The sequence below is a fragment of the Enterococcus olivae genome, assembly GCF_053760925.1.
The window spans coordinates 278841-291236 of the sequence record NZ_JBSMVT010000001.1; the positions used below are offsets into that span (position 1 = coordinate 278841).

Consider the following 12396-nt stretch of genomic DNA (forward strand, 5'->3'; position numbering starts at 1 on the left):
AATAGCACGCTACTGAAATAACTTTTTCTTAAAAGACACCTAACAAATGCATGATTGGAAAAACAAAGAGTAAACTGTCAAATCGGTCTAAGATTCCTCCATGTCCAGGTAAGATATTTCCCGAATCTTTGACACCATAGTGACGTTTGATCGCTGATTCTACCAAATCTCCAAACTGCCCAACGACCGAAAAGATGATCGTCAATAGTAGCATTACGAATGTTCCATGACCGAAATAGTCATTTCCTGGAAAGACTAAAAGATAGAAGAACGCTACCACTACTGCACTCAGGATTCCTCCTGCAGCGCCTTCGATCGTTTTGTTGGGAGAGATATCTGGCCAAAGTTTTCTTTGTCCGTAGTGTCTTCCAAACATATAGGCTCCAATATCTGTCGCCCAGACGACGAAGAGTCCAAAACATAAAATAATCAGGCTTTCCACTCGAGCGCTGACAAAATTCTGGAAGCCGACACCCACGTACAAGCTGACGATCACTGGAAAAGCCGCTTCGTCGATCGTATACGTATTTTTTGAGATCACTGAGATTCCCAACAATAGCATAACTACTAAATAAAAGAGCATAAATCTGTCTGTTCCTTCAGGTAAAAAAAGAAACCAACCTTCGGGCAAAACCAGTAAAACGGCTCCTAGCGCGGAAAGGACGCCTTCAAAGCTCAGCATTGCCAATCCCTTCATACGAAATAATTCATAGACTCCTACCACAGCCATTGCCGCTCCTAATAGCGCAACAGATACTCCACCAAAGTCAAAATAGATGACTGGCAAAAAGAGCGCTAAAGCAACCACTGCTGTGATTACACGTTGTCTCATTTGTTTTCCTCCTTGTTTTTCAAGCCGCCAAAACGACGGTCTCTGTTTTGAAAGCTGGCAATAGATATCTCCAGTAACTCTTCATTGAAATCCGGCCAAAGTGCATCGGTAAAGAAAAGTTCACTGTAGGCAATCTGCCACAATAAAAAATTACTGATCCGTTCTTCACCGCTGGTACGAATCAACAACTCGGGATCTCGCAATTCTTCTGGTAAAAAACCCGTCATTAAATGCTTAGAGATCATCGCTTCATCAATCATGTCACCGTCGCCACCTGTTTCTAAAACCTCTTGATACACTTCTTTAACAGCTGACACGATCTCAGCACGACTGCCATAATTTAAGGCAAAATTCAATACCATACCCGTATTGTCTTTTGTCTGCTCGATCGCACGTGCAACCGCATCTTGCGTATGCGCAGGCAAAAATTCCTTGTAGCCCATCACATGAATCCGCACGTTTTCTTTGACCAATTCAGGTACAAAGGCATCAAAAAAATCGACTGGCAGCTGCATCAGAAAATCGACTTCCTCTGTGGGACGTTTCCAATTTTCCGTAGAAAATGCATACAATGTCAGCACCTTCACACCTAGCTTTGATGCATGTTTAGTAATTTTTTTTACTGTTTCCATGCCTTCTTTATGACCGGCAACCCGAGGTAAACGTCTGTTTTGTGCCCAACGTCCGTTTCCATCCATAATGACCGCGATATGTTTGGGAACTGGCCCTTCTTGTGAAAACTCAAATTCCCCTTCTTCTTGGATGTACTTGTTCTTTTGTGGAAAAAAACGTAACATATTGTTCTCCCCTTATCATCCCGATTTAAAAAATTTATCCTTTATATTATAACAATAATCAGAAATCTTGCCTATAAAAAAACCGATATTCAATAATTTATTAATAGATTCAAAAGATTTTTACGCCCTTCGGAACATAAAAACAGGAGCTGTTGATTTGGACCAACAGCTCCCTGATCAATATCAAATTATACTTCTAAAAGTTCTTTTTCTTTTTCAGCTGCGATTTCGTCCAGTTTTTTAATGCTGGCATCTGTTGCTGCTTGAATTTCTTTTTCAGAATCTTTCAAGTCATCTTCTGTGATCTCGCTAGCTTTTTCTTGTTTCTTGTAAGCATCCATTGCATCACGACGTGCATTACGCACAGCGATTTTTGCATTTTCAGCTGATTTTTTCACGTCTTTTGCTAGTTCTTTACGACGCTCTTCTGTTAATTGAGGTAAAACTAAACGAATTACTGATCCATCATTAGTTGGTGTGATTCCTAGATCAGAAGCTAAAAGTGATTTTTCAACTTCTTTCAGCATTGTTTTGTCAAATGGTGTAACCATCAAAACACGCGCTTCAGGAATAGTGATCGAAGCCATTTGGTTCAAAGGTGTTGGTACCCCGTAATACACAACTGAAATACGATCTAAAAGACTTGCATTCGCGCGTCCTGCACGGATTTGACCTAATTCACGCTGTAAACTTTCAGCTGCTTTTTCCATTTTTTCTTGTGCTTCTGTTAAGACTTGATCTGCCATGTTATTTCCCCCTTACAGTTGTTCCAATATTTTCTCCTAAAATTGCACGTTGAATGTTTCCTGGTTCGTTCAAATTGAATACCACCAATGGAATATCATTGTCCATGCTTAAAGAACTTGCGGTAGAATCCATCACTTGTAATCCTTTAGAGATCACATCTAAGTGTGTCAGTTCTTCAAATTTCACTGCACTTTGATCTACTTTAGGATCTGCAGAATATACACCGTCAACGTTGTTTTTAGCCATTAAAATAACATCTGCATTGACCTCAGCCGCACGTAGCGCAGCAGTCGTATCAGTTGAGAAGTATGGGTTTCCGGTACCGCCAGCAAAAATAACTACCCGCCCTTTTTCCAAATGACGTTCTGCACGACGACGAATATATGGTTCCGCGATCTGTCTCATATCGATCGATGTTTGAACCCGTGTTGGTACACCAGCATTTTCCAAAGTATCTTGCAATGCTAGAGCATTCATAACCGTTGCAAGCATCCCCATATAGTCAGCCTGCGCTCGTTCCATACCCATTTGGGCACCGATTTGTCCACGCCAAATGTTTCCTCCGCCGACAACGATAGCTAGCTCCACACCTAAGTCATGTATATCTTTCAATTCTTTGACGATTTCTTGAATAGTTGGCGGTTTGATTCCAAAACCTTCTTCACCAGCTAATGCTTCCCCACTTAATTTTAAAACAACGCGTTGATATTTTGGTTTGTCCATGCCGATTCCTCCGTAAATTCTCTATTCCTATTGTAGCATATTCGCTAAGTTATAACAGTTATGAACCGTAACTTTGCTAAATAATTTTTACTTAAAAAAAGGGGAGCGCATGTACATGCGTTCCCACCTGTTCAAGGAACAGAATTATTTTTTGACTTGGCTCATAACTTCTTCTACAAAGTTATCTTCACGTTTTTCAATACCTTCGCCGACTTCAAAACGAGTGAATGATTTAACTGTTGCACCTTTTGAAGCAACATATTTTGCAACTGTTACGTCTGGATCTTTAACAAATGGTTGGTCTACCAATGAGATCTCAGCTTTGAATTTGTTTAAGCGACCAACAACCATTTTTTCTACGATGTTTGCAGGTTTGCCTTCATTCAATGCTTGTTCAGTCAAGACAGTTTTTTCATGTTCTAGTTCTGCTTCAGGAATTTGAGACTCATCTACGTAACGAGGATTGATTGCAGCTACGTGCATAGCAACATCTTTCGCAGCTTCTTCGTCAGTTGTTCCATCTAAAACAGTCAATACAGCGATACGTCCACCCATGTGTAAGTAGCCACCAAATGCTGCGTTGTCTTCTTTTTCAACTACTTCAAAACGACGGAAGCTGATTTTTTCACCAATAACTTGCGTTGCTTCGATCAAAGCATCTTTGATCACGCCAGTAGAGATTTCTAATTCCATTGCAGCATCCATGTCAGCTGGCTTGTTAGCAGCAACTGCTTCAGCAATGTCTTTTACTAATGTTTGGAATTTTTCATTTTTAGAAACGAAATCAGTTTCTGAGTTAACTTCTACAATTGCAGCAGCATTTCCGCTTACTGCAACAGCAGCTAAACCTTCAGCAGCGATACGGTCATTTTTCTTAGCCGCTTTTGCCATTCCTTTTTCACGTAAAAAGTCGACTGCTTTTTCGATGTCGCCTTCTACTTCTACCAATGCTTTTTTAGCATCCATCATACCTACGCCGGTCATGTCGCGTAATTCTTTTACTAATTTAGCTGAGATTTGAGCCATTTTTGAATTTCCTCCTGATTTATATGTTAGTTTTTTAAAAAAAGCTGTTTCAAAGGAGAGTGAGGCTTTTCGCCTAGCCTTTGAAACAGCTCCGTCGTTTAAAAATTATTCAGCTGATGCATTGTCGCCTTCTACAACATCAACGATTTCTTCAATTGAAGTTCCAGCTTCTTCAGCTACGAAATCTTCTTCAGCAACTTGATCTTCACCTTGGTTGCCTTCGATGAAAGCATCTGCCATTTTAGAAGTAATCAATTTAACGGCGCGGATCGCATCGTCATTTGAAGGGATTACTACGTCGATTTCGTCTGGGTCACAGTTTGTATCAACCATAGCAACGATTGGGATATTCAATTTATGCGCTTCTTGAATCGCAATACGTTCTTTACGAGGGTCAACCACGTACATTACGTCTGGGATTCTTGGCATATCAGCGATACCACCTAAGAATTTTTCCAAGCGTTCGCGTTCTTTGTTCAAACCAGAAACTTCTTTCTTAGGAAGAACTTCAAACGTACCGTCTTGTTCCATCGCATTGATTTTTTTCAAGCGAGAAATACGTTTTTGGATTGTTTCCCAGTTAGTCAAAGTTCCACCTAACCAACGATGGTTCACGTAAAATTGACCAGCGCGGACAGCTTCTTCTTTGATTGCTTCTTGTGCTTGTTTTTTAGTACCTACGAATAATGCGATACCGCCATCTTCAGCGACTTCTTTCATGTAATCGTATGCTGCATCTACTAATTTCACTGTTTTTTGTAAATCAATGATGTAGATACCGTTTCTTTCTGTGAAGATATATTTCTTCATTTTTGGGTTCCAGCGACGAGTTTGGTGACCAAAGTGTACGCCGGCTTCTAGCAATTGCTTCATGCTGATTACTGCCATGTTTGTTTCCTCCAATTTGGTTTTTATTTTTCCCTCTCCTAAGTTTTAATGCTCTCCTCTGGACTTAGATTGTCTAAGCACCCCACAGAAAATATACTTAGAATGTGGATTTATAGCGTGTTCTAAAAACTACTTCACACACCTTTGATAGTATATAACAGCCTGAAAAAATATGCAACCCATAAATTCTTTCTTTTTACGCTTCTACTAAATGATTGTCAATATGTTATACTTTTGATAAATAGTTTAAACACAGAAGGTGATGAAATGGATCAGATAGAAATTGTCTCTTATGAAGAAAAATATTTAGCGGATTTCAAACGTCTAGGATACGAATGGTTAGAAAAATATGTGAGAGTCGAACCAGAGGACGTCAAAATTTTAAATGCACCAAAAGAAATTATTTTAGATAATGGTGGCTTTATCTTTTTTGCAAAATACAAACAAGAGCTCGTTGGAACGGTTTCATTGATCCGAGTGGACGAACAGACATTTGAATTAGCTAAATTAGCGGTAACCGAGAAATACAAAGGATTAAAAATCGGTAATTTATTAATGGAAACTGCTATTCAAACAGCGAAAAAACACCAAGCTACCAAAATCATTTTGTACACAGACCACAAACTGCCAACTGCTTTGCTACTCTACCAAAAGTTTGGCTTTGAAGAAATTCCCATAGTGAATAACAAGTATCTTGATTCAGACATCATGATGTCACTTCCATTAGATGAATATTGATAATCTTACAAGAGCGTTTAATATCAGTGATCTGATTTATTGCAGGAACGAACTTTCTCTTTTTCGGATAGTTTCCTGTGAGATAGACTGCTATTACACGCTATTTTTTCTTTTTCTCAGCTTAAAGCTATCTATTTTAAACATCTTTTGCTATGATAATAAATGAATTTATATGCAAAAAGGAGCTGAAAAGTGTGCGAAAAGCTGACCGTCATGTATTAATCAAAGAACTTGTGAATAACCATACGATTCGTACCCAAGAAGAATTACTTCATTTGTTGGAGAAACAGGGTGTCACAGCTACACAGGCAACGATCTCCAGAGACATTCGTGATTTAAAAATCGTCAAATCTCCAGATGTTACTGGACAGGCACGATTTGAATTGTTTCAAGAAAATCAGGCACAACAAGAAGAAACTGAAAACCAGCGTTTGATTCAGATGATTCAAGATGTTGTTACAAAAGTTGATCGTGTGCAGTTCATGATCATCGTCAATACAATCTCCGATAATGCGCAGCTGTTGTCTGCCACATTGGATGAGGTTCCTATGACTGGGAGAGTTTGTTCCTTAGCTGGTTTTGATACAGTCATCATTATTTGTCGAACAGAAGATGATGCAGAAAAAATTGAAGATTACTTCAAAAAACACGCAGGATAATGGACGGCATACTTCTTGCGCGTCGATGGTTTGACTCGTTCCTCTGTTCCTTAATTCTTAAGATCTTTTGATCCTGGCATAAAAAAGTCATTCACTGCTTTGATGTGAATGACTTTTTCATTTATTTAACATAAGGAGTTTTCTAATAGGACATACTTTTTAACTGAATACCAGCATTGAAACAATCAAGATCACTAAATTCAACCCGGCTAATACTATGATTGGTTTGGACATGAATTTTGTCCACGTTGAGTAATTCACTTTGGAGATTGCCAAACCGCCCATCACGACACCTGAAGTTGGCGTGATCAAGTTGATTAATCCACAACCTGAGGCAAAAATCATGACCATCACATCCGGACTAAGACCAACTTCACTTGCCAAAGCTCCCATGACCGGAATCGATACATAGGCAAGACCTGAAGTCGATGGAATAAGGAAGGATAACCCTAAATAAAGAAGATACGCACCGATCACAAACAAGACAGGTGACAAGCCCTGTAAAACGTTTGCTGATTTATCCAAAATAAATAGGTCTAAATGAGTGACATTCATCAAGACTGATACACCGCGAGCAACGACAATAATCAAGACTACGGAAAGCATGTCTTTACAACCTTCAATAAAGGCATCAACGATTTGATTTTCAGCAAAGCGATTCACGATCCCTACGATCACTCCAACCATAAAGAACCACATCGCCAAATCACCAAAATACCAGTCTCCAAAGTTGTTCCCCGTCAAGAAGGAAGTCCAACCATCAAACACGTGAATGCCAAACTCGCCCCATGGAATCAACGATGTGATCATGATCACAAAACAGAAAGCAAACAAGATCAAAATAAATTTATGCTTTTGTGTGAATTCTAGTGTTTTTGAGCTGTCAGAAGAAAAATGTTTTTCCATATCTTCCTGTTCCTGCAGGGACAAAATCGTTGAACCTTTGTCTGCTTTGACTTTTTTTGCATACCGCATAACAACAAAAATCGAATACGCTGTACTTAGGAACCAAATGATAAAACCTATCAATAGGATTGTAGCGGTATTGGGTTGAATACCCACACTGCGCAAAGCATCCATGGCCACCCCTGTCGAAAATGGATTGACTGTTGAACCGATCACCCCAGCACCAGAACCCAATAAGACGGTCCCAACTGCTACCAGTGTGTCAAATCCGGCAGCCACCAGTGTTGCTGTCAATAAACTGTAAAAAGGAATCGTTTCTTCAGCCATACCATAAGTAGATCCACCGATCGAAAACAAAATCATCATAATCGGTATGATTACTAATTCATTCCCTTTTAACTTTCTTACTAAATGTTGAATTCCTGATTCTAAAGCGCCTGTTTGTGTAACAATATTCAAAAAACCGCCCAGAATCAGGATAAAGAAACTAATCTCAATTGCTTCACGGAAACCATTGAAGGGAGACATTACAATATCAGCTAGACTGGCCCCAGTGACATGACTGATCATCTCTCCGTCAATCTCTTGGGGAGTAAATGCTTGACCATCCAAAAACTTAGTAACGATTCCCAAAACAATCAAAATAATAAACAAAATACTAAATGAGGAGAGCTCTTTTCTTTTTTTCTTTTCTTTCTTCGCCATTTTACTTTTCCCTTCTTCGTAAATGGAGAATTAATCATTTAGGACACTATTGAAAAAATCAGTGTCTAAAAATGTTAAGTGCTTGTGCAGATAAGAAATCTTTTTTTGTTTGATCAATCTTTTGAGAATACTGCTCGTTGTTTCTCTTGTAGTCCCACTTGCTTTCGAGAGATCATTGATTGTAAGAGGATAGCTAATCGTAGATATCCCTTTCAATTCCTGATATTCCCCTAAACCTTTGTGTAATATCGCCAACGTCGTAATTACTCGCTGATTGGCATTATTTACCGAACCTTTTTGGATTTTTATGATATTCATTTCCATGATATCTGATTGAATTTCAATCCACTTCATCAATTGTTTAGGCGTTCGACTAATGATCTCTTCGAAAACTTTGACAGGAATAGAGACAATTTCTATATTGGTATAAGCAATTGCCGTAAAAGGATACACTGTATCTTTAAACAAACCATTACGAGGAAACAAGCACTTTTCTTTTATACATTCATAAATTAAGTGTCTGGCAAGCCTTTGGAGGCAAAAAAAAAAAGAAACCGTTTCGTCTGACGGTTTCTTTTTTATGAATCTATTCTTTCTTACATTTTATCTGGCGCATGTAAGCCTAGCAAACGCAAGTCTTCTTTTAAAAGAACTGTGACTGCATAAACCAAAGCTAAACGAGCTTCTTTTTGCTCATTGTCTTCTAAAATCTTAGTGTGAGCATAAAATTTATTAAAACCTTGGGCCAGCTTGATCGCATGTTTTGCGATGATCGAAGGTTCGTATTGGTCGGCTGCTTGCTGAACGATCTCCGGATAAGACTGAATCAGTTTGACTACTTCCCAGCTGCTTTCATCGGTTAGTGCGTATTTCTGATCGGCACTTGGAACAAATTCAGCTTTCTCTAGCAAACTAACGGCCCGAGCATGGGCATATTGGACATATGGTCCGGTCTCTCCTTCAAAACGAACTACTTCTTCCAAAGTGAAATCAAAGGTATTCAAACGATCATTTTTCAGATCATGGAAAATAACGGCTCCGACACCGACCTGTTTGGCCACTTCTTCTTTATTCTGTAACTCAGGATTTTTTTCAGCGATCTGTTCTTTGGCAGACTGAATCGCTTGATTTAGTACTTCTTCTAGTAACACGATTTTTCCTTTACGAGTGGAAAGTTTTTTCCCACCTTGAGTGATCAAACCAAAAGGAATATGATACATATCGTCCGACCAGTCATAGTCCATTTCTTTCAAGGTCGCTTTCAATTGCTTAAAGTGATAGCTTTGCTCATTCCCAACTACATACAATGATTTTGCAAAATCGTAGGTTCTCTTACGATAGATAGCTGCCGCCATATCACGAGTAATGTATAAGGTTGCCCCATCAGATTTGCGGATCAAGGCTGGGTTTAGGTCATATTTTGACAAATCTACAATCGATGCGCCACGATCTTCTTTGAGTAAGCCTTTTTCTTCCAATAGATCGATAACTTCATCCATTTTGTCATTATAGAAGGCTTCTCCATTCAATGAGTCGAAGGAAACTTCCAACATACCATAGATTTTGTTGAATTCTTTCAATGATTCATCACGGAACCATTGCCATAATTCTAGGGCTTCTTCATCGCCATCTTCTAGTTTTTTGAACCAGGCACGCGCTTCATCTTCCAGTGCAGAATCATTTTCAGCCTCTTCATGGAATTGCACATAAATACGCAGTAGCTCTTGAATTGGTTCATTTCTAACGGCTTCTTCTGAACCCCATTTTTTATAGGCAACGATCAACTTACCAAATTGTGTGCCCCAGTCCCCCAAGTGATTGATCCGAATCGGATGGTAACCAATTTTTTCCAAAATGAAGCCAATCGAATTTCCGATAACTGTTGAACGTAGATGCCCCATAGAGATTGGTTTTGCGATATTTGGTGAGGACATGTCGATTGGAACATTCGCATGATTCCCTACCGTGCTGTCACCATAATGATTTTTTTCTTTAACAACGGTTGCCAAAACATTTTCACTAACAACGGCTTTATTCATAAAGAAATTCAAATACGGGCCAACAACTTCGATTTTTTCAAAAGAGCCACCATCGATTTTTTCTGCTAGATCAGCAGCAATTTGCTGCGGCGCTTTCCGATAGATCTTAGCTAAAGAAAAAGCTGGGAAAGCTACATCTCCATGCTCTGTTGATTTAGGATTTTCCAATAGCTTGGTTACTTGTTCTAAAGTCAGTTCTTCATTTACAACGGCGAATATTTCTTTTGCAACGATGTCTTTGTTTTTCATTCATTCTCCTCCTAAAAAATAGTCCGATTTGCTATCAAGAGCACAAAAAAACTCCAGTGTTAGCTAACACTAGAGACGAGATTTCCCGCGGTACCACTCTGGTTGTCCAATTCTTTTGAACCCACTTTTATCTGATAACGGCAGAGACCGTTTGCTAAGCAAATTTTCACAAGTGCGCTTCACTTTTCTTTTTCATCCGGCTTCCACCTGCCCGAACTCGCTATAAAAAAACAAAAAGCTACTCTTCTTGATCGTCAAATCCATATATAACTAAATCAGATTATAGCAAATCATTTCTTAATAAGCTAGTCTAAAGTTCATTAAACTTTGGTAATGAATAAATTCCCGGACGTCGCTGCCATGATCGCCTTGATGGAATGCAGACGATTTTCAGCTTGTTCGAACTGCTGTGCATATTTGCCGTTGAATACTTCATCGGTGACTTCCATTTCTTGCAAACCGAATTTTTCAAGAATGTCTTTGGCATATTTGGTGTTCGTGTCATGAAATGCTGGCAAGCAGTGCATAAAGATCACATCTTCATTTTGTGCTAGCTCAATCATTTTCTGATTGACTTGGTACGGTAGAAGCAATTCGATCCGCTCTGCAAATTTTTCTTCTTCACCCATCGATACCCAAACATCGGTATACAAGACATCCGCATTGCTGACGCCCTCCTCCACACTGTCTGTCACTACAAGCTTTGCTCCAGAATCAGCTGCAAATTTTTGAGCAAAGGCAACAACTTTTTCTTCAGGCTGTAATTCCTTTGGTGAAACGATCCGAACATTAGTCCCTAAGATCGCTCCTGTGACTAGCAAGGAATTGGCTACATTGTTTCTGCCATCTCCACAGTACACGAGATTGATTCCCTCAAGATATCCAAAATTCTCCTGAATCGTCAAAAAGTCGGCAATCATTTGTGTAGGATGCCAGTCATCGGTCAAGCCGTTCCAGACGGGAACTCCTGCATGTTCCGCCAAAGATTCTACGACATCTTGACTTGATCCACGATATTCGATCCCATCAAACATACTTCCCAAAACCTTCGCAGTATCTGACACAGACTCTTTGCTACCAAGCTGAATGTCATTGGCTCCCAAAAATTCTGGGTGTGCACCTAAATCGTTGGCCGCAACCGTAAAGGCCGCTCTCGTTCTTGTGGAGTTTTTTTCAAACAGTAAGGCAATGTTTTGTCCTTCTAAATAGCGATGCGGAATCCCTCTTTTTTTCAGGTTCTTTAAATGTTTAGAAAAATCAATCAAATATTGTAGTTCATCTTTTGTAAAATCTTTTTCTGCCAAAAAACTTTTTCCTTGAAAAATCATTTTATCCCTCCACTTTTCAAACGGCTACTTTTATCTCTGTGCCACAGGAATGAATCGTATTGCTGATACAAACTGTTTTTACACCAGAACGCAATGCTTTACAGGCACTGTCCAGCTTAGGTAGCATACCACCTGTAACTACCTGCTCAGACTTCAACTGTGGAACATCATCAATAGAGATTTCTTTTAGCCATTCAGATTCTTTTTTGATCCCCGGAACATCCGTCAATAAAAATAGTTTTTCTGCCTGAATACTGGCAGCGACTTTGCAAGCTACTTCATCAGCGTTGATATTTAGCCACTGTCCCGAGCTGGTGATACCCAGTGGAGCGATGACTGGCACGTGATTTTTTTGCAGAAGCATATCCAAAAGCTGCTTGTTGACTTGCGTCACTTCTCCTACAAAGCCTAGTGCATTTTCATTGATCACCTGTCCCTGAATCAACTGATCACAGCCTGCGTTCAAACCGAGTGCCTGAAAGCCGGCTTTTTGAAAGTAGGTAGTGATCATCGGCTGGACCTGTCCCAAGAGAACCATCCGTGTGATCTCCAATGTTTCTTTTGATGTGACACGCAAGCCTTGTTTGACCTCTACTTCCAAACCTAAAGTATTCATCATTTTAGATATATAATGTCCGCCGCCATGAACGATGATCACATGATAGCCTTGATCCTGCCATGAAGAAATTTTATCAAAAAAAGCGCTATTTAGATTATCTGAAGCGACACCACCCATTTTTACGACAATTGTTTTCATTT

The 12396-nt window shown here is 39.5% G+C and carries 13 protein-coding genes and 1 other annotated feature; of the genes, 2 read left to right on the forward strand and 11 right to left on the reverse strand.

What is annotated here, in order from left to right:
• Positions 1-28 precede the first annotated feature (28 nt).
• The 6 genes from ACWODM_RS01530 to rpsB all read right to left on the reverse strand — a co-directional run bounded on the left by ACWODM_RS01530 (position 29) and on the right by rpsB (position 5013).
• Entirely contained in the window at positions 29-832 is an 804-nt protein-coding gene (locus tag ACWODM_RS01530; RefSeq protein WP_455319592.1) for a phosphatidate cytidylyltransferase, read from the reverse strand.
• Entirely contained in the window at positions 829-1629 is an 801-nt protein-coding gene (locus ACWODM_RS01535) for an isoprenyl transferase (RefSeq protein ID WP_455319593.1), read from the reverse strand. The genes ACWODM_RS01530 and ACWODM_RS01535 overlap by 4 nt, the downstream gene beginning before the upstream one ends.
• Before the next feature lie 188 nt (positions 1630-1817).
• Positions 1818-2375: a ribosome recycling factor gene (gene frr, locus ACWODM_RS01540; RefSeq protein ID WP_455319594.1), complete on the reverse strand. Its 558-nt coding sequence runs from the start codon at positions 2373-2375 to the stop codon at positions 1818-1820.
• Between the two features lies 1 nt (position 2376).
• Positions 2377-3099, reverse strand: a complete 723-nt coding sequence (gene pyrH, locus ACWODM_RS01545; protein ID WP_455319595.1) for a UMP kinase — start codon at positions 3097-3099, stop codon at positions 2377-2379.
• A gap of 144 nt (positions 3100-3243) precedes the next feature.
• Complete coding sequence (gene tsf / locus ACWODM_RS01550) at positions 3244-4125, reverse strand: translation elongation factor Ts (RefSeq protein WP_455319596.1); 882 nt, start codon at positions 4123-4125, stop codon at positions 3244-3246.
• A gap of 105 nt (positions 4126-4230) precedes the next feature.
• Positions 4231-5013 (reverse strand): 30S ribosomal protein S2, encoded by a 783-nt coding sequence (rpsB, locus tag ACWODM_RS01555; protein ID WP_455319597.1) that lies wholly within the window; start codon positions 5011-5013, stop codon positions 4231-4233.
• Positions 5014-5280: 267 nt separating this feature from the next.
• On the opposite strand from rpsB, the gene ACWODM_RS01560 reads away from it, so the two are divergent.
• Positions 5281-5751, forward strand: coding sequence for a GNAT family N-acetyltransferase (locus ACWODM_RS01560; RefSeq protein ID WP_455319598.1), 471 nt, complete (start codon positions 5281-5283; stop codon positions 5749-5751).
• Positions 5752-5945: 194 nt separating this feature from the next.
• Positions 5946-6410, forward strand: coding sequence for an arginine repressor (locus tag ACWODM_RS01565; RefSeq protein WP_455319599.1), 465 nt, complete (start codon positions 5946-5948; stop codon positions 6408-6410).
• A 159-nt stretch (positions 6411-6569) separates the two neighbouring features.
• Here the strand turns inward: ACWODM_RS01565 and ACWODM_RS01570 are convergent, their stop codons facing one another.
• From ACWODM_RS01570 to argB, 5 genes are all read right to left on the reverse strand, one after another.
• On the reverse strand, positions 6570-8021 hold the full coding sequence (locus tag ACWODM_RS01570) for a YfcC family protein (RefSeq protein ID WP_455319600.1): 1452 nt from the start codon (positions 8019-8021) through the stop codon (positions 6570-6572).
• Between the two features lie 30 nt (positions 8022-8051).
• Complete coding sequence (locus ACWODM_RS01575) at positions 8052-8507, reverse strand: Crp/Fnr family transcriptional regulator (protein ID WP_455319601.1); 456 nt, start codon at positions 8505-8507, stop codon at positions 8052-8054.
• A 110-nt stretch (positions 8508-8617) separates the two neighbouring features.
• Positions 8618-10309 (reverse strand): arginine--tRNA ligase, encoded by a 1692-nt coding sequence (gene argS / locus ACWODM_RS01580; RefSeq protein ID WP_455319602.1) that lies wholly within the window; start codon positions 10307-10309, stop codon positions 8618-8620.
• Between the two features lie 68 nt (positions 10310-10377).
• Positions 10378-10573: a binding site (T-box leader), on the reverse strand.
• A gap of 56 nt (positions 10574-10629) precedes the next feature.
• Positions 10630-11637: an ornithine carbamoyltransferase gene (gene argF, locus ACWODM_RS01585; RefSeq protein WP_455319603.1), complete on the reverse strand. Its 1008-nt coding sequence runs from the start codon at positions 11635-11637 to the stop codon at positions 10630-10632.
• A gap of 16 nt (positions 11638-11653) precedes the next feature.
• Positions 11654-12394, reverse strand: a complete 741-nt coding sequence (gene argB, locus ACWODM_RS01590) for an acetylglutamate kinase (RefSeq protein ID WP_455319604.1) — start codon at positions 12392-12394, stop codon at positions 11654-11656.
• Between the last annotated feature and the right edge of the window lie 2 nt (positions 12395-12396).

Excerpts from the sequence above, each read along its gene's own strand:
- ACWODM_RS01530 (WP_455319592.1), bottom strand. The coding sequence starts at position 832 with ATGAGACAACGTGTAATCACAGCAGTGGTTGCTTTAGCGCTCTTTTTG.
- ACWODM_RS01535 (WP_455319593.1), bottom strand. The coding sequence starts at position 1,629 with ATGTTACGTTTTTTTCCACAAAAGAACAAGTACATCCAAGAAGAAGGG.
- frr (WP_455319594.1), bottom strand. The coding sequence starts at position 2,375 with ATGGCAGATCAAGTCTTAACAGAAGCACAAGAAAAAATGGAAAAAGCA.
- pyrH (WP_455319595.1), bottom strand. The coding sequence starts at position 3,099 with ATGGACAAACCAAAATATCAACGCGTTGTTTTAAAATTAAGTGGGGAA.
- tsf (WP_455319596.1), bottom strand. The coding sequence starts at position 4,125 with ATGGCTCAAATCTCAGCTAAATTAGTAAAAGAATTACGCGACATGACC.
- rpsB (WP_455319597.1), bottom strand. The coding sequence starts at position 5,013 with ATGGCAGTAATCAGCATGAAGCAATTGCTAGAAGCCGGCGTACACTTT.
- ACWODM_RS01560 (WP_455319598.1), top strand. The coding sequence starts at position 5,281 with ATGGATCAGATAGAAATTGTCTCTTATGAAGAAAAATATTTAGCGGAT.
- ACWODM_RS01570 (WP_455319600.1), bottom strand. The coding sequence starts at position 8,021 with ATGGCGAAGAAAGAAAAGAAAAAAAGAAAAGAGCTCTCCTCATTTAGT.
- argS (WP_455319602.1), bottom strand. The coding sequence starts at position 10,309 with ATGAAAAACAAAGACATCGTTGCAAAAGAAATATTCGCCGTTGTAAAT.
- argF (WP_455319603.1), bottom strand. The coding sequence starts at position 11,637 with ATGATTTTTCAAGGAAAAAGTTTTTTGGCAGAAAAAGATTTTACAAAA.
- argB (WP_455319604.1), bottom strand. The coding sequence starts at position 12,394 with ATGAAAACAATTGTCGTAAAAATGGGTGGTGTCGCTTCAGATAATCTA.